This window comes from Pseudomonas sp. S2_B07 (assembly GCF_054668435.1).
In genome coordinates, this window is record NZ_CP162769.1 from 5976815 (window position 1) to 6001688 (window position 24874).

30 protein-coding genes are annotated in these 24874 nt (G+C 59.6%); 13 read left to right on the top strand and 17 right to left on the bottom strand.

The window, feature by feature from the left end; translation table 11 throughout:
• The first annotated feature begins 2 nt into the window (after positions 1 to 2).
• Together serS and cysG are read left to right on the top strand one after the other, a co-directional pair.
• Complete coding sequence (serS, locus tag AB4N43_RS27435) at positions 3 to 1283, top strand: serine--tRNA ligase (protein WP_059182587.1); 1281 nt, start codon at positions 3 to 5, stop codon at positions 1281 to 1283.
• Positions 1284 to 2678, top strand: coding sequence for a siroheme synthase CysG (cysG, locus tag AB4N43_RS27440; RefSeq protein WP_027925136.1), 1395 nt, complete (start codon positions 1284 to 1286; stop codon positions 2676 to 2678). It begins immediately after the preceding gene.
• Between the two features lie 106 nt (positions 2679 to 2784).
• Here the strand turns inward: cysG and AB4N43_RS27445 are convergent, their stop codons facing one another.
• The 9 genes from AB4N43_RS27445 to AB4N43_RS27485 form a co-directional block, all read right to left on the bottom strand.
• Entirely contained in the window at positions 2785 to 3786 is a 1002-nt protein-coding gene (locus AB4N43_RS27445) for a glutathione S-transferase family protein (protein WP_460152321.1), read from the bottom strand.
• Between the two features lie 92 nt (positions 3787 to 3878).
• Complete coding sequence (locus AB4N43_RS27450; protein WP_410922968.1) at positions 3879 to 4880, bottom strand: glycosyl transferase family protein; 1002 nt, start codon at positions 4878 to 4880, stop codon at positions 3879 to 3881.
• Positions 4877 to 5212 (bottom strand): TusE/DsrC/DsvC family sulfur relay protein, encoded by a 336-nt coding sequence (locus tag AB4N43_RS27455; RefSeq protein WP_027925139.1) that lies wholly within the window; start codon positions 5210 to 5212, stop codon positions 4877 to 4879. Before AB4N43_RS27455 ends, AB4N43_RS27450 begins: the two co-directional genes overlap by 4 nt.
• Entirely contained in the window at positions 5209 to 5502 is a 294-nt protein-coding gene (tusB, locus tag AB4N43_RS27460) for a sulfurtransferase complex subunit TusB (RefSeq protein ID WP_027925140.1), read from the bottom strand. The genes AB4N43_RS27455 and tusB overlap by 4 nt, the downstream gene beginning before the upstream one ends.
• Positions 5502 to 5864, bottom strand: a complete 363-nt coding sequence (gene tusC, locus AB4N43_RS27465; RefSeq protein WP_059182591.1) for a sulfurtransferase complex subunit TusC — start codon at positions 5862 to 5864, stop codon at positions 5502 to 5504. Before tusC ends, tusB begins: the two co-directional genes overlap by 1 nt.
• 1 nt (position 5865) lies before the next feature.
• Positions 5866 to 6258, bottom strand: a complete 393-nt coding sequence (gene tusD / locus AB4N43_RS27470; protein ID WP_027925142.1) for a sulfurtransferase complex subunit TusD — start codon at positions 6256 to 6258, stop codon at positions 5866 to 5868.
• 197 nt (positions 6259 to 6455) lie between these two features.
• Positions 6456 to 7160 carry a YoaK family protein gene (locus AB4N43_RS27475; RefSeq protein ID WP_027925143.1) on the bottom strand — a complete coding sequence of 235 codons (705 nt, stop codon included), beginning with the start codon at positions 7158 to 7160 and terminating at the stop codon, positions 6456 to 6458.
• Between the two features lie 25 nt (positions 7161 to 7185).
• On the bottom strand, positions 7186 to 7515 hold the full coding sequence (locus tag AB4N43_RS27480; protein WP_059182593.1) for a DUF6388 family protein: 330 nt from the start codon (positions 7513 to 7515) through the stop codon (positions 7186 to 7188).
• 20 nt (positions 7516 to 7535) lie between these two features.
• Entirely contained in the window at positions 7536 to 7784 is a 249-nt protein-coding gene (locus tag AB4N43_RS27485) for a hypothetical protein (RefSeq protein WP_027925145.1), read from the bottom strand.
• Positions 7785 to 7925: 141 nt separating this feature from the next.
• Between AB4N43_RS27485 and AB4N43_RS27490 the strand changes: the two genes are divergently transcribed.
• Complete coding sequence (locus tag AB4N43_RS27490) at positions 7926 to 8276, top strand: hypothetical protein (RefSeq protein WP_027925146.1); 351 nt, start codon at positions 7926 to 7928, stop codon at positions 8274 to 8276.
• A gap of 44 nt (positions 8277 to 8320) precedes the next feature.
• On the opposite strand, the gene AB4N43_RS27495 is transcribed toward AB4N43_RS27490, so the two are convergent.
• Positions 8321 to 8746 (bottom strand): GNAT family N-acetyltransferase, encoded by a 426-nt coding sequence (locus tag AB4N43_RS27495; RefSeq protein ID WP_027925147.1) that lies wholly within the window; start codon positions 8744 to 8746, stop codon positions 8321 to 8323.
• 126 nt (positions 8747 to 8872) lie between these two features.
• On the opposite strand from AB4N43_RS27495, the gene AB4N43_RS27500 reads away from it, so the two are divergent.
• Positions 8873 to 9310 carry a hemerythrin domain-containing protein gene (locus tag AB4N43_RS27500; RefSeq protein WP_027925148.1) on the top strand — a complete coding sequence of 146 codons (438 nt, stop codon included), beginning with the start codon at positions 8873 to 8875 and terminating at the stop codon, positions 9308 to 9310.
• A gap of 142 nt (positions 9311 to 9452) precedes the next feature.
• Positions 9453 to 10040 carry an NUDIX domain-containing protein gene (locus AB4N43_RS27505; protein ID WP_027925149.1) on the top strand — a complete coding sequence of 196 codons (588 nt, stop codon included), beginning with the start codon at positions 9453 to 9455 and terminating at the stop codon, positions 10038 to 10040.
• Positions 10041 to 10216: 176 nt separating this feature from the next.
• Here AB4N43_RS27505 and AB4N43_RS27510 read toward each other — a convergent pair whose 3' ends face one another.
• A complete protein-coding gene (locus AB4N43_RS27510; RefSeq protein WP_059182595.1) occupies positions 10217 to 10732 on the bottom strand; it encodes a methylated-DNA--[protein]-cysteine S-methyltransferase in 516 nt (171 codons plus the stop codon).
• 149 nt (positions 10733 to 10881) lie between these two features.
• Here AB4N43_RS27510 and ggt point away from each other — a divergent pair, with 149 nt between their 5' ends.
• Positions 10882 to 12609 (top strand): gamma-glutamyltransferase, encoded by a 1728-nt coding sequence (gene ggt / locus AB4N43_RS27515; RefSeq protein ID WP_027925151.1) that lies wholly within the window; start codon positions 10882 to 10884, stop codon positions 12607 to 12609.
• A gap of 68 nt (positions 12610 to 12677) precedes the next feature.
• Positions 12678 to 13211: a cysteine hydrolase family protein gene (locus AB4N43_RS27520; protein WP_027925152.1), complete on the top strand. Its 534-nt coding sequence runs from the start codon at positions 12678 to 12680 to the stop codon at positions 13209 to 13211.
• Positions 13212 to 13250: 39 nt separating this feature from the next.
• On the opposite strand, the gene AB4N43_RS27525 is transcribed toward AB4N43_RS27520, so the two are convergent.
• The gene (locus AB4N43_RS27525) at positions 13251 to 13892 is read right to left on the bottom strand and encodes a TetR/AcrR family transcriptional regulator (RefSeq protein WP_059182596.1); all 642 of its coding nucleotides are present in this window, start codon (positions 13890 to 13892) and stop codon (positions 13251 to 13253) included.
• Between the two features lie 265 nt (positions 13893 to 14157).
• Here AB4N43_RS27525 and AB4N43_RS27530 point away from each other — a divergent pair, with 265 nt between their 5' ends.
• Positions 14158 to 14340 carry a hypothetical protein gene (locus AB4N43_RS27530; RefSeq protein WP_460152328.1) on the top strand — a complete coding sequence of 61 codons (183 nt, stop codon included), beginning with the start codon at positions 14158 to 14160 and terminating at the stop codon, positions 14338 to 14340.
• Between the two features lie 42 nt (positions 14341 to 14382).
• Here AB4N43_RS27530 and AB4N43_RS27535 read toward each other — a convergent pair whose 3' ends face one another.
• Positions 14383 to 15285, bottom strand: coding sequence for a LysR family transcriptional regulator (locus AB4N43_RS27535; RefSeq protein ID WP_027925155.1), 903 nt, complete (start codon positions 15283 to 15285; stop codon positions 14383 to 14385).
• A gap of 147 nt (positions 15286 to 15432) precedes the next feature.
• Here AB4N43_RS27535 and AB4N43_RS27540 point away from each other — a divergent pair, with 147 nt between their 5' ends.
• Both AB4N43_RS27540 and AB4N43_RS27545 read left to right on the top strand, forming a co-directional pair.
• Positions 15433 to 16932 carry a purine-cytosine permease family protein gene (locus tag AB4N43_RS27540; protein ID WP_460152330.1) on the top strand — a complete coding sequence of 500 codons (1500 nt, stop codon included), beginning with the start codon at positions 15433 to 15435 and terminating at the stop codon, positions 16930 to 16932.
• Positions 16929 to 17768 (top strand): nitrilase family protein, encoded by an 840-nt coding sequence (locus AB4N43_RS27545; RefSeq protein ID WP_460152332.1) that lies wholly within the window; start codon positions 16929 to 16931, stop codon positions 17766 to 17768. Before AB4N43_RS27540 ends, AB4N43_RS27545 begins: the two co-directional genes overlap by 4 nt.
• Positions 17769 to 18079: 311 nt before the next feature.
• Here AB4N43_RS27545 and AB4N43_RS27550 read toward each other — a convergent pair whose 3' ends face one another.
• Positions 18080 to 18430: a CerR family C-terminal domain-containing protein gene (locus tag AB4N43_RS27550; RefSeq protein WP_155953741.1), complete on the bottom strand. Its 351-nt coding sequence runs from the start codon at positions 18428 to 18430 to the stop codon at positions 18080 to 18082.
• Positions 18431 to 18778: 348 nt separating this feature from the next.
• On the opposite strand from AB4N43_RS27550, the gene AB4N43_RS27555 reads away from it, so the two are divergent.
• Positions 18779 to 19609, top strand: a complete 831-nt coding sequence (locus tag AB4N43_RS27555) for a type 1 glutamine amidotransferase domain-containing protein (protein ID WP_059182603.1) — start codon at positions 18779 to 18781, stop codon at positions 19607 to 19609.
• A gap of 123 nt (positions 19610 to 19732) precedes the next feature.
• Here the strand turns inward: AB4N43_RS27555 and ahr are convergent, their stop codons facing one another.
• The 3 genes from ahr to AB4N43_RS27570 all read right to left on the bottom strand — a co-directional run bounded on the left by ahr (position 19733) and on the right by AB4N43_RS27570 (position 22320).
• Positions 19733 to 20764 (bottom strand): NADPH-dependent aldehyde reductase Ahr, encoded by a 1032-nt coding sequence (gene ahr, locus AB4N43_RS27560; RefSeq protein WP_027925160.1) that lies wholly within the window; start codon positions 20762 to 20764, stop codon positions 19733 to 19735.
• A gap of 148 nt (positions 20765 to 20912) precedes the next feature.
• Positions 20913 to 21335 (bottom strand): organic hydroperoxide resistance protein, encoded by a 423-nt coding sequence (locus AB4N43_RS27565; RefSeq protein ID WP_081743994.1) that lies wholly within the window; start codon positions 21333 to 21335, stop codon positions 20913 to 20915.
• Positions 21336 to 21369: 34 nt separating this feature from the next.
• Positions 21370 to 22320, bottom strand: coding sequence for an enoyl-CoA hydratase/isomerase family protein (locus AB4N43_RS27570; protein WP_027925162.1), 951 nt, complete (start codon positions 22318 to 22320; stop codon positions 21370 to 21372).
• A 510-nt stretch (positions 22321 to 22830) separates the two neighbouring features.
• Between AB4N43_RS27570 and AB4N43_RS27575 the strand changes: the two genes are divergently transcribed.
• Positions 22831 to 23739 carry a LysR family transcriptional regulator gene (locus AB4N43_RS27575; RefSeq protein WP_460152335.1) on the top strand — a complete coding sequence of 303 codons (909 nt, stop codon included), beginning with the start codon at positions 22831 to 22833 and terminating at the stop codon, positions 23737 to 23739.
• A gap of 106 nt (positions 23740 to 23845) precedes the next feature.
• Positions 23846 to 24868 (top strand): LLM class oxidoreductase, encoded by a 1023-nt coding sequence (locus AB4N43_RS27580; RefSeq protein WP_194940340.1) that lies wholly within the window; start codon positions 23846 to 23848, stop codon positions 24866 to 24868.
• Positions 24869 to 24874 lie beyond the last annotated feature (6 nt).

Below are 24874 nucleotides of genomic sequence, written 5' to 3' on the forward strand. Positions count from 1 at the left end.
ACATGCTCGATTCCAAACTGTTACGTAGCAACCTTCAGGACGTAGCGGACCGCCTGGCATCCCGTGGCTACACGCTGGATGTTGCGCGCATCGAAGCGCTGGAAGAACAGCGCAAGACCGTCCAGACCCGCACCGAAGCACTGCAGGCTGAGCGTAATGCCCGTTCCAAATCCATCGGTCAGGCCAAGCAGCGCGGCGAAGACATCGCGCCACTGATGGCTGACGTCGAGCGCATGGCCAGCGAATTGAGCGCCGGTAAAGTCGAGCTGGACGCGATCCAGACCGATCTGGATTCGATCCTGCTGGGCATCCCCAACCTGCCGCACGAATCGGTGCCGATTGGCGAAGACGAAGACGGCAATGTCGAAGTCCGTCGCTGGGGCACCCCGACCGCGTTCGATTTCCCGGTTCAGGACCACGTGGCCCTGGGCGAGAAATTCGGCTGGCTGGACTTCGAAACCGCCGCCAAGCTGTCCGGCGCGCGTTTCGCCCTGCTGCGCGGCCCGATTGCCCGTCTGCACCGTGCGCTGGCGCAATTCATGATCAACCTGCACGTTACCGAGCACGGCTACGAAGAGGCCTACACGCCTTATCTGGTCCAGGCGCCGGCGCTGCAAGGCACCGGTCAACTGCCGAAGTTCGAAGAAGACCTGTTCAAGATCGCCCGCGAAGGCGAAGCCGATCTGTACCTGATCCCGACTGCCGAAGTGTCGCTGACCAACATCGTCGCTGGCGAAATCGTTGATTCGAAACTGCTGCCGATCAAGTTCGTGGCCCACACCCCGTGCTTCCGCAGCGAAGCCGGTGCGTCGGGTCGTGACACCCGCGGCATGATCCGTCAGCACCAGTTCGACAAAGTTGAAATGGTCCAGATCGTTGAGCCGTCGACCTCGATGGAAGCGCTGGAAAGCCTGACCGCCAACGCCGAGAAAGTCCTGCAACTGCTGGAGCTGCCTTACCGCACCCTGGCGCTGTGCACCGGCGACATGGGCTTCAGCGCGGTCAAGACGTACGACCTGGAAGTGTGGATTCCGAGCCAGGACAAGTACCGCGAGATTTCGTCGTGCTCCAACTGCGGCGATTTCCAGGCCCGTCGCATGCAAGCGCGTTTCCGCAACCCGGAAACCGGCAAGCCTGAACTGGTTCACACCCTGAACGGTTCCGGCCTGGCGGTCGGTCGTACCCTGGTGGCGGTGCTGGAGAACTATCAGCAGGCCGACGGTTCGATCCGCGTGCCTGACGTGCTGAAGCCGTACATGGGTGGCCTTGAGGTCATCGGCTAAATGAACTATCTGCCGCTGTTTCACAACCTGCGCGGCAGTCGTGTGTTGGTTGTCGGTGGGGGGGAGATTGCCTTGCGCAAATCCCGCCTGCTGGCCGATGCCGGTGCGCTGCTGCGGGTGGTTGCACCTGAAATCGAACCGCAACTGCGCGAACTGGTGGCCGGCAGCGGCGGCGAGTGCCTGTTACGGGGTTATGTCGAAACGGATCTGGACGGTTGCGGGCTGATCATTGCCGCCACCGACGACGAGCCATTGAACGCGCAAGTGTCCGCCGATGCCCATCGGCGGTGTGTGCCGGTCAACGTCGTTGACGCACCGGCCCTGTGCAGCGTGATCTTTCCGGCGATTGTCGATCGTTCCCCGCTGATTATTGCGGTGTCCAGCGGCGGCGATGCGCCGGTGCTGGCCCGGTTGATTCGCGCCAAGATTGAAACCTGGATTCCTTCTACCTACGGTCAACTGGCCGGTTTGGCGGCGCGTTTCCGCCATCAGGTCAAAGGTCTGTTTCCGGATGTGCAGCAGCGTCGCGGGTTCTGGGAAGACGTCTTCCAAGGCCCGATTGCTGACCGGCAACTGGCCGGGCAGGGCGCCGAAGCCGAACGTCTGTTGCAGGCGAAAATCGACGGCGAAGCGGATGTTACGACCGGCGAGGTGTACCTGGTCGGGGCAGGGCCGGGTGATCCCGACCTGCTGACATTCCGTGCCTTGCGGCTGATGCAGCAAGCTGACGTGGTGTTGTATGACCGCTTGGTGGCCCCGGCGATTCTGGAATTGTGCCGTCGTGATGCCGAGCGCGTTTACGTCGGCAAGCGCCGCGCCGATCACGCCGTGCCGCAGGATCAGATCAACCAGCAACTGGTCGATCTGGCCAAGGCTGGCAAGCGCGTGGTGCGGTTGAAGGGCGGTGATCCGTTTATCTTCGGTCGCGGCGGTGAAGAGATCGAAGAGCTGGCGGCCCATGGCATCCCGTTCCAGGTGGTGCCGGGTATCACGGCGGCCAGCGGTTGCGCGGCGTACGCCGGGATTCCGCTGACCCATCGCGATTACGCCCAGTCCGTACGGTTTGTCACCGGGCATTTGAAGGACGGTTCCACCGATCTGCCGTGGGCCGACCTCGTCGCGCCGGCGCAGACGCTGGTGTTCTACATGGGCCTGGTGGGCTTGCCGGTTATCTGCGAGCAGTTGATCAAGCACGGTCGCGGTGCGGATACCCCGGCGGCGTTGATTCAGCAGGGCACTACGGTCAATCAGCGGGTGTTTACCGGCACGTTGGCGGACCTGCCACGGTTGGTCGCGGAGCATGAAGTGCATGCGCCGACGTTGGTGATTGTTGGGGAAGTGGTGCAACTGCGCGAGAAACTGGCGTGGTTCGAAGGGGCTCAGGCGCAAGTCTAGAGACCGAGTCGCCTCCATCGCGGGCAAGCCCGGCTCCTACAGTGATTTGTGTCGTTGTAGGAACCGAGCTTGCTCGCGATGGGGCCTTCAAATCCTGCACAAAACCTCAGGCCTTGCGCCAAACCCCTTTTCCGCTCAACCGCGCCCGATCATGCGCCACGGTAAAGTCCTGTGCCGGCCCTTTCGGCACAATCCCGGTCGGGTTGATGGTCTTGTGGCTGCCGTAGTAGTGATGCTTGATGTGCTCAAAACTCACCGTCTCGGCAATCCCCGGCCACTGGTAAATCTCACGCAACCAGTTCGACAGGTTCGGATAATCGGCAATCCGCCGCAGGTTGCACTTGAAGTGCCCGTGGTACACCGCGTCAAAACGAATCAGCGTGGTGAACAGCCGAATATCCGCTTCGGTCAGGTATTCGCCGGTCAGGTAACGATTGGCGCCTAACAGCTGCTCCAGCCGATCCAGTTCTTCAAACAAACCATCAAACGCTTCTTCATAAGCGTGCTGCGAGGTCGCAAACCCGGCGCGGTACACGCCGTTGTTCACCGCCGGGTAAATCCGCTCATTCAACGCATCGATTTCACCGCGCAGTGGCTCAGGGTAGAAATCCAGGTCATTGCCGGTCAGGTCATCGAATGCGCTGTTGAACATGCGGATGATCTCCGCCGATTCATTGTTGGCGATGCGGTTCTGTTGTTTGTCCCACAGCACCGGCACCGTGACGCGGCCAGTGTAGTTGGCGGTGTCGGCGGTGTAACGCTGGTGCATGAAGTCGAGATGATCGAGTTTGTCGCCGGTAGAGCCCAGGCGCTGGTCGAAGGTCCAGCCGTTTTCCAGCATCAGCCAACTGACCACCGATACGTCGATCAGGTTTTCGAGACCTTTGAGTTTGCGCAGGATCAGCGTGCGGTGAGCCCACGGACAGGCGAGGGACACGTAGAGGTGATAGCGGCGGGCCTCGGCGGCAAAGCCACCGACACCGGTCAGGCCCGGCTTGCCGTCGGTGGTGACCCAGTTGCGGCGTTGCGCCTGTTCGCGCTGGAACGCGCCGTCCTTGCCGCTTTCGTACCACTGGTCTTGCCAGCGGCCTTCGACTAATAAACCCATGATCAAGACTCCTCAAACCGATAAATCGTTGGAGAGGAGTCTATGCCCATCAGTTCGAACAAATAGCGCAAAGGTTGGGCAGTTATGATCGGTTAAATCGATCTGTTTCGAGCATCCCAATACTGCTGGGCCGTTTCGAACGCCTGATCACGGGATTGACCGAGTCCGCGCAACGCCAAGGCCATGGTCGAAATCAGGGCCATTTGCGGGTAGCTGTCGACCACATCGCCGCGCCATACGGCCTTCATATGTTCAGGGTCGAGGGCGGCGGGTTTGACGTGACGCTGGGCCGACAGTTGCGGCCACTCTTCGTCCCAGCTTTCACCGCCGGTGGTGCCGTACAAGTGACTGTCGGCGTCCGGGTTGATCTCGATCTCGCCGCCGTCGCCCTTCACCACAATCGCTGTGTCGCCCAGCAAGCCGCTGGCATCGCGGTGCACCGCCTGATAGCCGGGGTGGAAAATACTTTGCAGGCCGCAACGGGCGCCCAACGGATTGAGGATGCGTGTCAGGGAATGGATCGGCGAGCGCAGGCCCAAGGTGTTGCGCAGGTCGATCATGCGTTGCAGTTGCGGCGCCCAATCCACCAGCGGCATGAACGCCAGGCCACCGTTATCCAGTGCCGCGCCCACCTGTTGCCAGTTGCGGCACAGCGCAATGCCGAGTCCTTCCAGCAGTTGTTCGCTGTACAGCCGCCCGGCCGTGTGCGCGCCGGCGCCGTGCATGAAAATACGCACGCCGTTCTGCGCCAGGCACTTGGCCGCGAGCAGGTACCACGGCAGATGACGTTTCTTGCCGGCATAGGTCGGCCAGTCGAGATCAACATTCAAGGCGGGCGCCTGCAAACGTTCGCGCAAGGCTTCGGTGAAACCGGCCATTTCCTCGGCGCTTTCTTCCTTGTGTCGCAGCAGCATCAGAAACGCGCCGAGCTGGGTGTCTTCGACCTTGTCGTCGAGCACCATGCCCATGGCTTCGCGGGCTTCTTCACGCGTCAGGTCGCGGGCGCCGCGTTTGCCTTTGCCGAGGATTCGCACGAACTGGGCGAACGGATGCTCGGCGGGTGTTTCGAGGGTCAACGCTGGGAAGTCGGTCATAAGCAATTCGTCGGTTTGGGCAGGCCCGCCAGCTTCGCGGCGAGTTTGGCAGGGGTGCCTTTGAACAGTCGGTTCAGGTGCAGGCTGTTGCCTTTTTCCGGGCCGAGCTTCAACGCGGTGTACTTGATCAACGGGCGGGTGGCCGGCGACAGCTGGAATTCGTCGTAGAAACGGCGCAGCAGTTCAAGGATTTCCCAATGCTCGGGGCTCAACTCGATGTCTTCGGCCGCAGCGAGGGCGCTGGCGACGTCAGCGGACCAGTCGCTCAGTTCGACCAGGAAACCGTCCTTGTCCAACTCGATGGCGCGAGCGCCGACTGTCAGGGAATTCATAGCCAACTGTTGACCTTGTCGTAGTGAATCGACAGATCGACGAAGGCCGGGTAATCGATGGCCTTGGCCCAGTCTGGCGTCTCAATGGACCGGGCTTGAACGTCTTCGGCCAGTACAAACAGTGTCAGGCCGCGAGTCTTCAGCGCGCTGAACGGGGCGGTGCCGGGTTGCAGGGCATACACCGCGTCACCGCTCAGCAGCAGCGCATCGTTGGCGCCGATCACGCGCAGGCAACTGCTCAGGCGATCGTCGCCGAACGGGGAATGAGACAACACATGCAAAGTCGACATCAGAGGGTGATCACCTGGTCGTAACGGTCAATAAGGGCGGTGATGTCGTGGGCGGTCAGCGCCTGGGCTTCTTCCAGCGAGAAACCGGATGGGTCCAGCCCTCGTTCTGCGGCACTGGCAGCGCAGACGAACAACTCCTCGACACCAAACATCGGCAAGGCTTGCAGGTTGGCGCTCAGGTCTTTTTGTTGCAGCGCCTTGGCGTCCTGTTTCGCGGCGAGCTGAAACACGCCGTCATCGAGAAACAGCAGGCCGATCGGCAGGTCGAAGGCGCCGCCAGCCAACACGATGTCCAGCGCTTCGCGCGCATTTGGCCCGGACCATGGCGCCTGACGGCTGATAATCAGCAAGGATTTAGGCATCTCACGCGCCTCCGAAACAGATCAAGCGGTCAGCGTCCTGCACCGCGTCGTGCAACTGGCCGAGGCCGGACAATTCCCACGGCGCGCCCACGGCAACCGCGTCGCGCTGATAACGCCCGGCTTCTTCCTCATTCAACACGCCACGGCGCAGGGCGGCGGCGATACACACCACGCCGTCCAGTTGATGCTCGTTGACAAACGCGCGCCATTGCTTGGGCAGGTCCAGCTCGTCTTGCGGGGTGACCACGCTGCCGGACGCGTTATAAACGCCGTCCTGATAGAAAAACAGCCGGACAATCTCATGCCCACCGGCCAGCGCAGCCTGGGCAAACAACAGGGCGCGGCGCGAGGAGGGCGCATGGGCGGCGGAAAACAGCGCGATGGCGAACTTCATGACGGACTCGATCAGCGAAACTGCGGCCATGATAAAGCTTTATCGCTGAGGGGGCTAAATCGATGTTGTCTGGGCGGGCCTCATCGCGAGCAAGCTCGCTCCCACAGGGGTTTGTGTAATGTTCGAGATTGCAGCTTCACCACGTAATCTGTGGGAGCGAGCTTGCTCGCGATGAGGCCCGCACGGTCATACAAAACTCAGCGCGGCATATACCCCAACTGCCACCGCCGCGGAACTTTCAACGACACCACCCCCAGCACCCCCGCCAGCAATCCGCTGGCGAACAAGGCCTGAAGCCCCAGATGCTGTTCCAGCACCGCCCCAAGAACAGCCCCGACGAACATCCCGGTCCAGGGGATCAATTGCACGCGCCAGCCATTGCGCCGTTCGCCGAGCATCCAGCGCCCCAATCCGCGTCCGAAGCGCGACAGGGCGCCGGTGACATAGGTCAGGCCGACCGGCAGGCCGTTCACTTCCTCAACGGCGGCATTGAGCATGCCCATGGCGATGATCGCCGCCAGCAGCGCGGGCAATTGTTCGTCGTAGGGCCAGGTAGCGGCCGCGCAGAGCAGCACGGCGACGGTCAGCATCAAGGGCAGCGCCCGTCGTCTGCCGAGGCGGCTGACGACAATGCCCAAGGCGTTGCCGACGATGAACGTGGCCACGAGCAGTAGCAAACGCCCGGTCAGCCCCAGATCACCGTCGCTGATGGCCACGGCGAGCCGCGTGGTGTTGCCGCTCATGAACGAGACGAAATCGCCACTGGCCATAAAGCCGATGGCATCGGTCATGCCGGCGAGGACCGAGAGCATGGCCACCAGCGTCATGCCGATGCGCCCGCGCCACTTTTGCGTGTGCAGGTGGCCGGGGCTGGCGTGGGTTGAGGAGGCGGAAGGCAGCATCGGAGCGGGCATCCTTGTGCAGGGGTTACGGTTCTATCCCGTATAACTCGCAATAGTCCAGCCAATTCATGCCGGCCATCTCTGCGACTTCCTTGTGCACTTCCCGGCGATGGGCTTCGTAGTCCTGTGGTGTGGCGGCCGTCAACAGCAGCGTCAGCTCCCAGGCGAACAGTCCCTGACGCTCGGCCTCGGCTTCGAAGGCTTCGTGCAATCGCTCGTCGCGGTACTGCGCCGCGGTCTCACCCTTGGCCTGGGCCAGCAGCGGGTTGAGGTTGTCGAGTTCGTGGCGCAGTTGCGGGCGCTCATCGAGAAACTTCTTCAGCGCCTGCTCGTGTTGCTGTTCGGTTGCCGCCATGGTCTCTCCTTGATAACGGGTTACGAAGATTGTTTCTTGCTGGCCTTGGCCGCAGCGGCCAGGCATTCGAGGGCGAACTGCTCGGTGTAGGTCATCTTGATCGGCGTGGTCTCGCCTTTGACGGTGCGTTCGCCGTCGAGGATGTAACGGATGCGCTTGTCGGTGACGCCAATGCGCTTGGCAATCCAGGACGGTGTCTGGCCAATCTGGCTGATCAGCTTGTCGGCGTATTCAGGGGTTGGTTTGTAGAATTCGGCGTTGGGTGTCATGGGGGTTCCAGAAAAAGGCGGTGTTTATGGCGCGACAGGGTGCGCGAATCGTTACGCGGTGTCGCGGTATAAATGCAGTAAAGCAGAACGAAACGCCGCGCCACGGTGATACAGTCCGCTTTTTATTGATGAGCGAACGTAATGCGAATTCTGATGGTGGCGCTGGCCGTAACGTTGCTGGCGGGATGCGCGGGCTCGGTGATGGACGATGCTCGCACCAAGGCCCCGTACAAAACCCTGAACTCGAACAAGCCGGAAATGGTCGTGGCCCAGTGCGTGCAGTTTTCCTGGCAGGACGAGGCGGTGTTCGGCGTGGACGCCGGCGCGTATTTGCAGCCGGGTAAAAAGGGCGGTTCGACGGTTTACACGCGGTCGGCGGAATCCTTTATCGACGTGACCACCGATGCGTCCGGCACCGTGATCAGTTACTACGCGCAGCATGACGATTTTGTTGCCAAGCGCCGTTTGGCGGCGTTGGCGACTTGTCTCTGAATCAGAGCTGACGCAGTACCCCCTGTAGGAGGTTTGTGTTTTGATCAGTTGATCAGGCGTTTCTGGAAGAAGTGGCGTTTGTGGCCCGGCGGGTAGTCGGCAATCTGGCCTAGCTCGCTGTAACCGAGCCGTTTGTAAAACTCCGGCGCCTGAAAGTCGAAGGTGTCCAGCCAGATCCCCACGCATTCCTTTTCCTGCGCCAGGTCTTCGGCCATCTGCATCAGTTTCGAGCCCAAACCCTGTCCCCGAGCCTGTTCAGGCACCGACAGCAACTCGATAAACAACCACTGGTAAAAGAACCGGCCATACAACCCGCCGAGAATCTCGCCGTTGTCGTCGCGCACCAGCAACGCCAGCGGTTGCGGATTGCCGGGGCCAGCCTGCGCGGTGTTGTAGGCGCGCAGCGGTATGAGGATCGCCTCACGTTCTGCGTCCGTGGGGTTTTGCGACTGTTCGATTCGCAGGGTCATGAGCGACATCCTTTTGGCAATGATCCGCCAGCCTGGCGTGCTCGCGGTAATTGTGGAACCGTCGCCGTCGCGCGGAGGTCTAGCCTAAACAGCGTCACTTCAGAACGCGGCCAATGAGGACACCCCGTGAATATTTTCGAAGCCTTGCGTGAAAGCCACGAGCGCCAACGCGGTTATGCCGATGCGCTGATCAATACCAGTGGCGACACCCCTGAGCGGGTCGAGGCTTACAAACAACTCAAGTCCGAACTCCAGGCCCACGAAACCGCCGAGGAGCGGCATTTCTATATTCCGCTGATGGAGTTCGACAACGGCGTCGACCTGAGCCGCCACGCCATCGCCGAACACCACGAAATGGACGAAATGATGGAGGAACTGGACGCGACCGAGATGTCCAGCCCTGCCTGGCTGGCGACCGCGAAGAAGCTGGCCGAGAAGGTTCATCACCACCTGAAAGAGGAAGAGCAGAAGTTCTTCCAGATGGCCGGCAAACTGCTCGATGACAAACAGAAAGAAACCCTCGCCGGCCAGTACGAAAAAGAATACAAAGCGCAGCTGTCCTGAACCTGAGAACCCCCCAACCCTGTAGCAGCTGGTGAAGCCTGCGTCCGGCTGCTACAAGGTCCCGTATTAGGTGTCAGGGAGATGCAGGGCTTTTGCGTTTTCGCCTACCATGGGCGCTTCTCACGAAAAAGGATGCGGTGCCATGGCGAACACAGCCGAACGGGTCAACATTATCGAATCCCAGGTGTTGTCCCACGACTGGTACCTGCTGAAAAAAATTACCTTCGACTATCAGCGCAACAGCGGCGACTGGCAACGTCAGACCCGCGAGGTCTACGACCGGGGCAACGGCGCGGCGATTCTGTTGTTCAACCGCGAGAAGCGTACTGTCGTGCTGACGCGCCAGTTCCGCTTGCCGGTGTTCGTCAACGGCCATGACGGCTTGCTGATTGAAGTGGCCGCCGGGTTGCTCGAAGGTGCTGCGCCGGAAGAACGCATCCGCGCCGAAGCCGAGGAAGAAACCGGTTACCGCGTGCACCACGTACAAAAGATCTTCGAGTCGTACATGAGCCCCGGCTCGGTCACTGAAAAGCTGCACTTCTTTATTGCCGAGTACGACGCCACGTCGAAAGTCAGCGAGGGCGGTGGGCTGGAGGAAGAGACCGAAGAGCTGGAGGTGCTGGAGTGGGCCTTCGACGAGGCGCTTGAAGCGTTTTATCGCGGGGAAATCTGCGACGCCAAGACCATCATGCTGCTGCAATACGCGGCGATGAAGAACATTTTCACCTGAGCGACGCTTTCCCTGTAGCCGCTGACGAGCTCTGCGAGGCTGTGTCTGATGCGGGCCGCAGCCGTGGATGTGGGAAGCGCGGTGCATCAGCTAGATCGAGTGCGCTCGGATTACGACGGCTTCGCCGCCGAACGCAGCCTCGCAGGCTCGGCAGCTGCTACAGGTGTTCCGGTCAGTCAGAACAGGTCGCCCGTTCTGCTGGCGCCTGACCACTCGCACCCTTCAAGCGTCAGCAACCGCTCTTTCGCCTCCAGCCCACCGGCAAATCCGGTGAGCTTGCCCGAGGCGCCGATCACCCGATGGCAGGGTGCAACAATCGAGATCGGGTTTTTGCCATTCGCCGCGCCCACCGCCCGAACCGCGCTCGGGTTGCCGATTTGCTCGGCGATCTGGCTGTAGCTGCGCGTCTCGCCGAATGGGATGGTCAGCAGGGCTTGCCACACCTTCTTCTGAAAATCCGTGCCGGCAAAATCCAGTTCCAGATCGAACGAGTTTCGGGTGCCGGCAAAGTATTCCTGCAACTGCTGAACGGCGCGCACCAGGATCGGGTTGTCCGGCGCTTCGTGCATCGGGCCCAGCCGCACCCGGTTCGGCTTGTCGTTTTCCCAGAGGATGGCCGCCAGTCTTGCCTCTTTCGCCACCAGCTTCAGTTCGCCGACCGGAGACGCCAGGGTGGTGAAGGTGTAAGTCATGCTGGCGGACTCCGCAGAAGGGCTGAACAGAGCCTCAGCATACTGCCTCGACGGGGAGGCGCAATGTGTAATCCGAGCCATACTGCCTTCTGCTCTTGAAACGTTTTCTCTGCTTTTTTCAGACCCTAAAAACAAAAAGAGACCGACTCATGAAGTACGAACCTTTTGCCAAATCGCTCATCGCGACCTCATTGGCGCTTAGCTGCCTGACTGCCCACGCCGCCTCTGTGGCCCCCGTCGCGGCCGAAAACGGCATGGTGGTCACGGCCCAGCATCTGGCCTCCCAGGTGGGCGTTGATGTGCTCAAGAACGGCGGCAATGCCGTGGATGCCGGCGTCGCGGTGGCGTATGCGCTGGCGGTGGTGTATCCCGCAGCGGGCAACCTCGGTGGCGGCGGTTTCATGACCATTCAGCTGGCGGACGGGCGCAAGACCTTCCTCGATTTCCGTGAAAAAGCCCCGCTGGCCGCCACCGCTAACATGTACCTCGACAAAGAAGGCAATGTCGTCCCCGACCTCAGTACCCGTGGCCACCTGGCTGTCGGTGTGCCGGGCACGGTGTCCGGTATGGAACTGGCCCTGAGCAAGTACGGCACCAAGCCGCGCAAGGAAGTGATCGCCCCGGCGATCAAACTGGCCGAAGACGGGTTTGCCCTGGAGCAGGGCGATGTCGATTTACTTGACTACGCCACCGACGTGTTCAAGAAAGACATGAAGGACTCCGGCTCGATCTTCCTGAGCAACGGCGAGCCGATGCAAGTCGGGCAAAAACTGGTGCAGAAGGACCTGGCCAAAACCCTGCGGGAAATTTCCGAGAAGGGCGCCGACGGTTTCTATAAAGGCTGGGTCGCCGACGCCATCGTCACCTCCAGTCAGGCCAACAAAGGCATCATCACCCAGGCCGACCTCGACAAATATAAAACCCGCGAACTGGCGCCTATCGAGTGCGATTACCGTGGCTACCACGTGGTCTCGGCACCGCCACCAAGCTCCGGCGGGGTAGTGATTTGCGAGATCCTGAACATCCTCGACGGTTACCCGATGAAAGACCTGGGCTACCACTCGGCCCAAGGTATGCACTATCAGATCGAAGCGATGCGCCATGCGTATGTGGACCGCAACAGCTACCTCGGCGACCCGGATTTCGTGAAAAATCCAATCGCGCATTTGCTGGACAAAAACTACGCCACCAAACTGCGTGCCGCGATCCAGCCGCAGAAGGCCGGCGTGTCCCGCGAGATCAAACCCGGCGTAGCGCCGCATGAGGGCAGCAACACCACGCACTTCTCCATCGTCGACAAATGGGGCAACGCGGTGTCGATGACGTACACCCTCAACGACTGGTTCGGTGCCGGCGTCATGGCCAGCAAAACCGGGGTCATCCTCAACGACGAAATGGACGACTTCACCTCGAAAATCGGCGTGCCGAACATGTACGGCCTGGTGCAAGGGGAGGCCAACGCCATCGCCCCCGGCAAGGCGCCGCTGTCGTCCATGAGCCCGACCATCGTCACCAAGGACGGCAAGGTTGTGATGGTCGTCGGCACCCCCGGCGGCAGCCGCATCATCACCGCCACCTTGCTGACCATGCTCAACGTGATCGACTACGGCATGAACATCCAGGAAGCGGTGGACGCCCCGCGTTTCCACCAGCAATGGCTGCCGGAAGAGACCAACCTCGAGACCTTCACCACCAGCCCGGACACGGTGAAGATCCTCGAAAGCTGGGGGCATAAGTTTGCCGGGCCACAGGATGCCAACCACGTCGCGGCGATCCTCGTCGGCGCACCTTCGCTGGAAGGTAAACCGGTCGGCAAAAACCGCTTCTACGGCGCTAACGACCCACGTCGCAACACCGGGTTGTCACTCGGCTACTAGCGGTTGTGTTTGAAAGGGGACGGATCTATTTTCGTCCCCTGATCCATTGATTGTTCAAGGAATGAATCATGGCCACTGCACTGTTAATCATCGACGTCCAGAAGGCGCTGTGCTCTGGCGAGTACGAGTGCTTTGAGATCAATCGCGTTATCGAGAACATCAACCACTTGAGCATTCGGGCCCGGATCGCCGGGGTGCCGGTCGTGTTCATCCAGCACGAAGACGAGAGCGGGCCGCTCGTGCATGACGCGGCCGGCTGGCAACTGGCCGAAGGACTTGTGACTGACCCCGAGGATAAGTTCGTACGCAAGACAACCCCGGACTCCTTCTACCAGACTCACCTGGGAAAGCTGCTGCCGAGAGAGGAGTTCGAGCGCCTGATCATCTGCGGTTTGCAAACCGACTACTGCATCAACGCGACCGTGCGTCAGGCACTGAAACTGGGCTACGACGTGGAGCTGGCAGCGGACGCGCACTCCACCTTCGACAACGGTAACCTGACTGCCGAAGACATCATCGCCGAGTACAACAAGGACCTGGCGCACCTGACCGGTTCGGTGGCGCGCATCGACGTCAAGCCTGCGGCTGAAATCCGCATCTGAATCTACTGACAGCCCTGAGGCCCGGACGCTTCAGGCTGCTCACGTCGCAAACATCAACGCCCTCGGCGACTGCCCGACCTCCGGCACCACACCGCCCAACACCAGCCGGGTAATGGTCGCCGCCGCCCTTGCGTAATCCTCATCCTGCGGCGTTTGCTGCCCGGTGATGTGCGCCATTTGCCAACCCAGATTGGTGTAGCTCCGGGTCGCCGACCAGATGAACAGCATCAAATGTTCCGGGTCCACCGGCGCCAACAGGCCCCGATCAATCCAGCTTCGCAGACACTCCACATTGCGTTGCGCCTCGGCATACAGCAGGTCCCGGCACTCCTCGGGCAATTGCCGCGCCCCCAGCAGCAACTCACTACTGAACACCTTGGCAATGTGCGGATGCTCGCGGGCGATACGAATTCGCGCGGCAATGTAGGCCTGCAATCCCGCCACCGGGTCATCGCTTTCGCGCAGCGCGGCCGAGGCGTGCAGCAGCGGCTCGACAAACCCGAGCAGCACGCGCGAGTAGAGGTTTTCCTTGCTCTGAAAGTAGTAATACAGATTCGCCTTCGGCATCCCCGCACGCGCAGCGATGTCCCGGGTCTGGGTGGCATCGAAACCTTTGGCGGCGAACTCTTCGCTGGCGGCGGCCAGGATGAGGTGCTGATTATGCTGGCGAATGCGGCTCATGGAGAGGGTCTAGGCGATTTGAGCTACGCAATATACAAAAATATATAGCGTGGAGGCCAGCGATGACGTCGCCGTCGGCTGTTGATGACTGATGTGGAACTGCCGGATCAACGGAAACAAATTGTCATGAAATGAGAAAGCGCTGTCGCCAATTGAAAAATTAATGACGCTTCGGTGTATTAAATTCTTCTCACGAACGGCGCTACAAGCCCCGCCGTTCGGCTGCTTGACCGCACAGACCTTCAGTCGCAGAGAGAATAATAAAATGAGCGTAGAACAACTGATTGGCGATCTTCTCGCCGAGCTAACAGGCGTGAGCCCCGAGGAACCCTTCAACCAGAACGAGCGCCTGCCGCAGTATAAAGCGCTGTTCCAGCTCGATCAGGATGTCTTCCATCCGGATTACGTGGCCAACAACCTGCGCTTCGGTGTGCTTGAAGAGCGGTGAGAGCCTGGCCTGAAAAGGGGCGGATCTATGTTCGTCCCTTGATTACCCGTCTGCAAAAATCCCGATCAACTCCGCCAGAAAGGCACTCACCACCTCCCGTTGCCGCGCCGAATGTCGCACCGCCGCATGGAAACCCACCTCATAACGCAGCAGCTCAGGGTTGAGCGGATGCAACTGCCCCAACTCTTCATGTTTGGCCGCGTAATGCTGGGGCAGAAAACCCAAGTGCTGGCCCGACAGAATCAGCAGCGCCGCACCGTCCATGCTGTCGGTGAGCACCGTCAAACGTTCGATGGACGTGGGCGCGGGCATTTCCGGCAAGGGGTGGCTGGGCCAGACCCAGTCGTAATCGCGTACGTCTTCGCGGCTCAGATCACCGACGTGATCGAACAGCGGATGCGCTGGCGCGCAGTAGGCGATCTGGGTTTCCTGGAACAGCGGGAAATAATCGATGTTGGGCAAGCGATGCCAGAAATAACCGATGGCCAGATCGATATGGCCGTTGATGATTTTCTCTTCCAGCAGCGACGACGACAGCTCGGTGAAGTGGAAATACAGCCCCTCATGGCGCGAGCGCAAACGGGCAATTGCCAGGGCGATGTTCTTGTTGGCGGACGGATCGATTTGACCGAGCAAGCCAATGTTGATGATGCCCGACACCTTGCGATTGATGTGCTGCACCTCAACCCGAAAGCCCTCGGCCGCCGCCAATAACCGACGGGCCGCTTCGACAAACTGGCCACCCTTGGGCGTCACCGAAAATCCGCCGCGCCCACGCTCGCACAGACGAAACCCGACCCGCGCTTCCAGCGTCGCCAATTGCGCGCTGATGGTCGGTTGCGTGGTGTTGAGTGCCGTCTGCGCGGCCGAGATTCCACCGGCCTCGACGACGGTCAGAAAGACCCGGATCAAACGCAGATCCAGTTCCGATACAGTGCCCAGCATGTGTTGCCTCCGATGTTCACCACATAGACGCCGATCTATGTAAACAGTGCGCCTGCGATATTTTACCGCCCTGACCGACGCCCTACATTGCAATGAAACCGGCGCTTTGCCCATAAAAACAACAATCACCAGCATAGGAACATTCGTATGTCAGGGTCCCCACAAACTGCGCACGCCCTCGAAGCGAGCGGCGGGTTGGCCATCGAAGGCCACTCGATCGACTACATTCCGCAAAACGAACGTCACGCCAAACTCAGCAGCCAAGGACCTTTCTGGTTCCTGGGCAACTTCCACTTCTTCACCATCTCCATCGGTTTCGTCGGCCCAAGCCTCGGCTTGTCAGCGCTGTGGACCATGCTCGCCGGCGCGCTGGGCATCATGTTCGGCACCATCTTCATGGCCTTCCACGGCTCGCAAGGTCCGGAAATGGGCTTGCCGCAAATGATCCAGTCCCGCGCCCAGTTCGGTTATCGCGGCGTAATCCTGGCCCTGATGGCGACGATGTTTGTGTTCGTCGGCTTCAACGTGGTGAACATCTCGCTGATCATGAACGGCCTCGAACACGTGTTCGGCATCGACCCGACCATCGTCGCCGTGGCGGTGGTGCTGATCGGCGCGCTGCTGTCGATCTACGGCCACGACCTGATGCACAAAGCCTTCAAGTGGGCGTTGCTCGCCACCTTGCCGCTGTACGCACTGGTCACTATCGCCCTGATGTTCGGCGCCGGCCAGGAAGGCGTCACCCCGGCAACTGACCTCGGCTTCAACTGGGTCGCGTTCGCCACACTGTTCGCCATCGGCGCCAGCTACAACATTTCCTATGCGCCCTATGTCTCCGACTATTCCCGTTACCTGCCGAAAAACACCAGCCGCCCCAAACTGATCGCCGCCGTGTTCATCGGCGCCTCGCTATCCGGCAGCTGGATGATCGGCCTCGGCGCGTGGCTGGCGCAGCAGTTGAAAGCGGTGGATGCACTGGTCGCATTGAACCAGGTTGGCTCTTCGATGATTCCGGGGCTGGGCAACGTGCTGGTGATCGTCTCGGTGGCGGGCTTCCTGCCGATCATCGCGCTCAACACCTACAGCGCCATGCTGACGCTGCTGACCGGCGCTGACTCGATCAAGAAAATCACCCCGACACCCCGCGCCCGCATCCTGTCCATCACCGCAATCAGCGTGATCCTGCTGACCTGCGTGCTGTCGATCAAAGGCGACGGCATCGCGCTGCTGAACACCTTCCTCGTGTTGCTCCTGTACTTTCTCGTGCCCTGGACCGCCGTCAACCTGGTCGACTACTTCTTCGTTCGCAAAGGCCGCTATGCCATCCCGCACTTCTTCACCCCGAACGGCATCTACGGCGCCTGGCAATTCCGTGGCATCGTCTCCTACCTGATCGGCTTCGCCGCGATGGTGCCGTTCTTCTACATCTTCGATGCCGCCGCCAACAAAGAAGTCTTCGTCGGCCCGCTGGCGCGGATGCTCGAAGGCGTGGACATCGCCTGGCTGGTGGGATTGGTGGTGTCGGGCCTGACGTACTTCATCCTCAGCCGCTCGCTGGACCTCGCGTCCGAACGCCGGGTGATCGATGCCATTACCGAGAGCGACATCCTCGCCATGACTCAACCTGCGATGGAGGCGGTGCGTTGAACACTGCAAAAAACACCGTGGTCGCCTGCTGCCAAGTGGCGCCGAAGATTGGCGACCTGGCGTTCAACCGGACGCTGACCGAACGGGCGATTCGTTCGGCGGCGCATCAAGGGGCGCAGGTTGTGGTGCTGCCTGAGTTGGTGCAGAGCGGGTATGTGTTCAATGACCGCCGTGAAGCGTTGTCGTTGTCGGAAACGGTCGATGGACCGACCTTGAGCCTGTGGGCGGCACTCGCCCGCGAGTTGGACATTGTCGTGGTCGGCGGATTTTGCGAGCGACTGGACGGTGACGAACTGGCCAACAGCGCGGCGATGATCGATGCCCAAGGGTTACGCGCTGTGTATCGCAAGGCGCACCTGTGGGATGCGGAGAGTGAAGTTTTCACCGCAGGTGATGCTGCGCCGCCGGTGGTTGAAACGGTGCATGGGCGGATTGGGATGTTGATTTGCTACGACCTGGAGTTTCCGGAGTGGGTGCGGCTGCCGGCACTGGCGGGGGCGGATTTACTGTGTGCGCCGGTTAACTGGCCGGATGGGCCTCGGCCGCTGACGGAGCGTCCGGCGGAAGTGGTGCGGGTGCAGGCGAATGCTTCGGTGAATCGGATGTTTATTGCGGCGTGCGATCGGCATGGGTTTGAGCGTGGGGTGGGTTGGGTGCAGGGGTCGGTGATTGTGGATGCGGATGGGTATCCGGTGGCGGGGCCGGCGGAGCAGGGTGGGGAGCGGATTTTGTTGGCGACGGTGAATCTGGGGGAGGCGCGGAATAAGCGGATTAGTGCGCGCAATGATTTGCATGGGGATCGGCGGGAGGGGTTGTATGGGGTGGTTGGGGGATAGGACGGTCGTCCGTCCTTTTTCGGTTACCAAATGCGGTGGTAGTGAAGGGGAGCCGCTACCTGTTTCGCAAGCCCGTTTCGGAGGCATATCCAGTTGCTCGCTTAGGGCGGCCAACCCAGGGCCAGAGTGCTTCTGGTCGATTGTTGATTGTAACGACGGATAGCTATCGGCCCTGAGCTGCCTTCGTGGAAGGCAGCTCAGGGGGATCCATTTACACCGCAACCAGCGAAGCAGTTACACACCCTCAGGCTCGCAAAACGGTGGTCGCCATCGGAAATGTGCGCTGGTTGGACGCATTGGGTTATGTCGAATTAACTCTCAGCGATAATGGCGTGCAGTACAGCGCGGGTGTGCTTAATAACCACACACTTTATTAATTCAAGCCGCTGCGCATCAACCTCGCCCCAGTTCAATGAAGTGAGTGCAGTACGGCGCATCATTTGAAAGACGGCCAGTTGGCCATTAAGTGCCATCGAACGGATCCGCGCTTCATCATCGTTGGGTGCGCAACTCATCAAACGCTCAACAATTGCGGTAGTCACGGAATAAACCGGCTTGTTGAGGCGATTATTGATGATGTCAAAACCAGCCACAGGCCCTTGGCCGCCTTGCCCGTGGGCAATGAACAGCTGCCATTCCGAGGCCTGTTCCGACTCGAACATGCAGTCCACGACACGCCCCTGTATGGCACAGAAAGCACACCGAGTGTCTTTAAACACGAGGCGCGGAAGGCAGCTAACTGCAGTGGATTCAACCCCGTCGATGCAACAGATTGGCTAAATCGTTCAGCGGGTGTTTCGTAGCTCAGTGTTTTTCGAGGACGGCCTGTGTCAGCTATTTCCCGGAGTTTGCACCGAGAAAATTCTAGCGGCTGACCAAGCACGTAGGCGACAGTAAGCCCCCAACAATTGATTACTCAATGTAATAAGTGAAATTCAATTCAGGGGCTCTATTGCCGTCTGCTCTAGTAATAAGATGGCTCCGTCAAACCATTCCTACTGGAGAAACGTGTGAAAAAAATCATTATTGCCGCCCTGCTAGCCGCTGCCGCTAACTATGCCAATGCCGGCACGGTATTGGTTGTACTGTCGGATCAGGATCAACTGGACCTGAAAGACGGGAAGGTCATGCAAACAGGTTTCTTCCTGAACGAATTAATGCAACCGGTGCAGACCTTCATCGCGGCGGGTCAAACCGTCGTATTTGCCACCCCTAGCGGCAAGGCGCCAACCGCGGACCAGAAGTCCAATGATGTGAGCTTCTGGGGCGGCGATGAAAAGTCCCGTCAGGAAAGTCTTGCGCTGCTGGACACGCTGAAGCTGACCTCGAAGAGCGGCTCGCCGACGATCAGCTTCGCGCAGGTTCAGAAAATCGGCTACGACAAGTTCGATGCTGTGTTCGTGCCTGGCGGCCATATCCCGATGCAGGATCTGCTGAAGGACAAACAACTGGGCCTGCTGCTGACCCACTTCCATGAAAAAGGCAAGATCACCGGCTTCACTTGCCATGGCACCATAGCCATGTTGTCGGCGATCCCGGACGCGCACGGTTTTGTCTCCGCGCTGGAATCGGGCAAACAGCCGGCAGCGCCAGCCAATTGGATTTACAAGGGCTACAAAGTCACCGCCTTCACCGACGCGGAAGAGGAGCAGGCCAAAGGCTTCCTCGGCGGCGGCCATATGAAACTGTTCCCGCAGGATGGCCTGACGGCAGCCGGCGCTAACTTCTCCGAAGCCAAGCCATGGAGCGAGAACGTGATCGAAGACCGCGAAGTTATTTCCGGCCAGAACCCACAATCGGCCAAGGCAGTCGCCGTGGCCATGCTGGCGAAACTCAAGTAATACTGGGCGGCCGTTCCGGGCAAACCAGGCCGTGGGTGCTGCGGGTCGATCTGGATCTGGAGCGGGGGAAGTAGAAGCACAGGTAGTGACGGCGCGTGGGGCTTTACCCTACGCGCCGATTTGTTACTTGCTTGCGTCCAGCACTACGCGATAGCGAGCTTTGCCGCTGCGTAGATGTTCGATGGCGTTGTTGACTTGGCTCATGGGAAACATTTCTACCTGCGGCAGGATCTGATGACGTGCACAGAATTCCAACATGGTCGCCGTGTTACCGGGCGAGCCAATTGGCGAGCCGGACAAGCTTTTTTGTTGTGGAATCAGGTTGAAGACGTGCACAGGGATAGCGCTGGGCGCGATGCCGACAAAGTGCAGGCGACCTTTGCCGCGCAGCGTTCCAAGCATGGCCGGCCAGTCGAGGTCTGCACTGGCGCTAATCAGCAGAAAATCCAGGGTGCCGGCAATGGCATTCAGCGCAGTACTGTCGGTCGAGGCAACTACGTTGTGTGCTCCCAATCGCTTGGCTTCGTCTTGCTTGGCCAGTGTCGATGTAAAAGCGGTGACTTCGCACCCCCAAGCGTTGAGGAAGCGTAGAGCAAGATGACCGAGCCCTCCGATGCCGACAACACCCACTCGATCAGTAGGTTTGACGTTGAACTGCAAGAGCGGATTGAACACCGTCGACCCTGCGCAGAACAACGGTCCGGCCATGGCCGGGTCGAGTTCTTTCGGTAGCGGCACTGCCCAAGCCCAGTGAGAGCGCAGGCGATCGGCGAAGCCACCGTTGCTGCCGATGATGGTAGGTTTGACTGTGCCGCACAGGTGATGCGAGCCGCCCATACACGATGAACAATGCATGCAACTGCCCTTGTACCAACCAATCCCCACTCGTTGCCCTAATTCGAGACTGCGTACTTGCGAGCCCATCCGTACGATACTGCCGACCGCCTCATGACCGGGGATAAAAGGGTATTGGCTCAAGCCCCATTCATTATCGATCATCGACTGGTCGGAGTGACACACTCCACAATATTCAACTGAGACTTCCACCTCGTCATCCCCCAATGGGCCGGGGTCGTAGCTATAGCTCTCTAGTGGAGCGCCTGGCGCTGTTGCGGCCCAGCCAGTGAAGGATGTTATTTCGGTACTGTTACTCATTGGAGACCTCCAAATCAGGAGACAGGGTTTTTGCTCCGATGCCCAGAGCGAATCCTGCTGCCGAAACGCAAAGCCATGACTTTTCGGGGCTTTGCATTTCCAGCCGTTTGCATAGTCAGCAGCTACATCGCCAAGGCGCAGTTTTGACTTAAACCAGCTTGACCTGTACCTCCACATCCCCCCGCGTCATTCGTGAATACGGGCAAATCTGATGCGCGGCATCAACCAGTTGCTGCTTCACATCTTGATCTAGTCCCGGCACGCTGACGTTAAGCCTCACGGCTAACTGAAAATCGGCGCCTCCGTTGGTTTTACCCAAATCCACCTCAGCCTCTACCGAGGTGTCTTCCGGTAATTTGACCTTCAGCTTGCCGGCAGCCACCTGTATTGCGCCAATGAAACAGGCTGAATAACCGAGGGCGAATAGTTGTTCAGGATTGGTGCCCGGCTTGCCTGAACCAGGGGAGCTGAAGTTGACTTCAAGCTCACCGTCGCTCGACCTCCCACTGCCTGTACGACCGCCACTGGTGTGGGTTTTTGCTGTGTACAGAACGTTTTCCAGAGTACTCATGATGGTGACTCCTTTAGAAAAATGAGAGGCAGGATCATTTTGATTCCTCACCCAAGGTGCCGGTGTAGTGAGCCAGGCGTTTCTCCACGTCGGCTTTCTTCTGCAATCCAAGCTCCATCAGTTGTTTGATGCGGGCCTGCGCTGCTGGGCGTTTGACCGAGCCGATGAAACCATCCCATTCGGCAGCGATGGCGTCGTTCGGCGGCAGGCTGGCAGCATCGACCAGTCGTTTGATATCAGCAATCGACTGCTTGTCGAACCGCGCGATGCGCCGGGCCATGGTGTCGACGAACTTGTCGAGTTCTGCATCGGGCAGCGCGCGGTTGACGTAGCCGTAACGCTCGGCGAGCTCGCCATTGATATCGTTGCCGGTCAGCAGCACTTCCAGTGCCCTCCCGCGCCCCATCAGCCTTGGCAGTCGAGCCATGGGGCCACCTCCCGGCACGAGTGCGGCGCCAATCTCCCATTGCGACAGAATGGCCTTCTCGCGACTGGCGAAGCGCATGTCACTGGCCAGTGCCAGCTCACTGCCGACGCCCGTGGCGCGACCGCGAATCGACACAATCGAGACCACCGGAGCCTTGCTCAATCGCACTAGCATGTCCGGCAGGGGCGGCAGACCGGTCGGGCCGTTAGGAAGGCTGGTGGTGTCAGTCAGCGGGGGGACGAAGTCATAGTGGGTGAGGAAGAAATCCGGAACATCACTGTCGAACACCACGACCACCAGCTTCGGATCGGACTCGATGGCAGTGACCACCTCGTTCAGCTGCGGCATGGTTTCGGGACCATAGATGTTGTAAGGCGGGTTGTGGAACGTGACCCGCCAATACTCGGGTGTGACCCGTGTGAGTTTTATTTCCTGTTTGACCGCGCTGGTGGGCGATGCTTTATCGGTGGTTGAGGGGGAAGTCTCGCCAGCGAGGGCCGCGCCTGTCGTCGCCATACTGGCGAAAATCAGTGCGGCCGAAAGCAACTGAAGTCTCATAGGAGTGTCTCCAGAGAAATGCCTAAGGGCATGTGAATTCCCGATTGAGCCGTCGCTATGGCATTCAATTGATGAGCGCGTGAAAAGTCACGCTCGTTGCTTCGTTCCTTCGCGGGTCAACACATGTGCATGGGGTTCGTGCGCATGACCGTTAGGTGATCTGGCACGGTCGGCAGTACCGGTAGAAGAGGGCAAGTCTCGATAGATCCATAAACACCGGATCTGAGTGGGCGAAGCATGTCGCCTTGTGCCAGGAGGGCCGAACATAAAAGCGTAGCAGCGTGAGATTGACTCGCAAGTCACTTGATCAGATGAGACCCCCGACAGCAAAAAACCGCCGTTCACCGGGCCAGCCAGCAGGTGATAAAACTTGATTCGACACTGCTTTTGACTCTGTGACACTACCTCTTGGGTAGGGTAATAATCTGTGATTTCGGGTTAACAGAAAAACCAGTCTTTGGGACTTCATGGCCCACTACAACGTCCGTATTCACTGGAGTAAAGCTACCAATGGAAGCCAATCGATTCGGTGACATCGCGGCGTTTGTCAGCGCAGTGAAGGCTGGAAGCTTTACCTGCGCCGCAGCTTCACTCGGTCTGACCCGATCTGCTGTAGGTAAAAGCATTGTTCGTCTTGAAGGCCGGATGGGAGCACGGCTGCTCAATCGCACGACGCGCAAACTGAGCCTGACTGACGAGGGGCAGGTTGCCTATGAACGCTGGAAGCAGATTCTCGATGATCTTGATGAGGTGGATGCAACCATGGCCTTGCGTCGTGGGCGGCCGACCGGCACTTTTAAACTCACAGCCCCCCTGTCCTTCGGCCAGCGTCATATCCTGCCGATTCTGGATGCTTATCTGAAACAGTGGCCTGAACTTCGCGCGGACGTCTGGTTTACCGATCGCTTTGTCGACCTCGTCGAAGAGGGGGTCGACATAGCCATCCGTATTGGCACGCCAAAAGATGATTCACAACTATTAACCCGCACCGTGGGGTGGCAGCAGTTCGCAACGTGTGCCTCGCCGTCTTATCTGGCCCGTTACGGTGTACCGCAAACGCCTGCTGATCTCGTCGGGTATGACACCATCGCTTTCATCAGTGGCCAGGGTAGTGTCTGGCGTTACCAGACACCCACCGGACTTTATTTACATGAACAACCAGGGCGGCTGAACATTGACAGTTCTGAAGCCATGCGCGAAGCGGCGCTGACGGGCATTGGCCTGATTCATTTGCCGACCTATATCACCGGTAACGACTTGCGCGACGGAACATTGGTGGAAGTGCTCAAACCTTACCGTGCATCGCCCGACCCCATCCGGATTGTCTACCCGAGCAAGCGTCAGTTGTCCCCGCGTGTTCGCGCCTTTATTGATCTGCTGATCGAGCGTTGGGAGTCAGGAGTACCTTGGGAGATCTGAGATTATTGGGGACTCACTGGACCGTGTGATGGTCTATAGCTGCTGTTTATCTGAACCCGGGATTCAATAACCATGTCAGTCATCGTCACTCACCGAGACTGTCATCATGTCTATCGCTGCCCAACACTCGCCACACGTGCAACCTGCCGCCTTACCGACTGCCCATCCGGCGCTTGAGCGTCATCCTGGGTTTCAACGCCTGTTCCAGCCACAGGCGCTGACGGTGGGTCTGATTTTGCCCCTCGAGACCCACGCCGGCCGAGCGGCACCGACCATGCGTGGCCATCTGGAAATGGCTCAACGCGCCGAGGCGCTTGGTTTTGGCGCGCTGTGGATGCGTGATATTCCTTTCTATGATCCGGAGTACAACGATGTGGCGCACATCTTTGAGCCTCTGGTTTACATCGGCTTCCTGGCCGCAGCCACACGCAGCATCGTCCTGGGAACCACCGGTATCGTGTTGCCTACCCATGAGCCCATGTATTTGGCCAAGCAGGCAACGTCCCTGGATCAGTTAAGCGAAGGGCGCCTGGTGTTGGGGCTGTCTTCGGGCGATCGATACAGCGACTACCCGATGCTGGGTATCGATTTTGAAACCCGTGGTGACCGCTACCGGGATGCCTTTTCGGTGTTTCGCACACTGATTGAGCAGGACTTCCCGCGCTTTCGCTCCGAGCGATTCGGCGGCTCATCTGGCAATCTCGACCTGGTGCCGAAAGCGCCGTATGGACGCGTCCCTTCAATCGCTGTCGGCCAGGCGCAGCAGAGCATCGACTGGTTGGCTGAACACCTTGATGGCTACCTGGCTGGCGTGCAAAGCCCCGAGCGGTTGGCGTTGTTGGGCGAGACCTGGCACGCCAAAGTGCGTGAAATCGAAGGGCGAAACGCTTTCAAACCGTTAGGGCTCGGTGGCTACTTCGACCTCAGCGACAATCCGGACCAGCCATTCCAGCGCATCCAGGGAGGCTTCCGGGCCGGGCGCAACGGCCTGCGTAACTACCTGGAGCAAGCGCAAGCAGCCGGTGTTTCGCATATCGCGCTCAACCCCAAGGTCAGTCGCCAGCCCTATGGTGAGATTCTTGACGAACTGGGCGAGCACATCTTGCCGCATTTTCCGTCGCATGTTTGAGGCCCA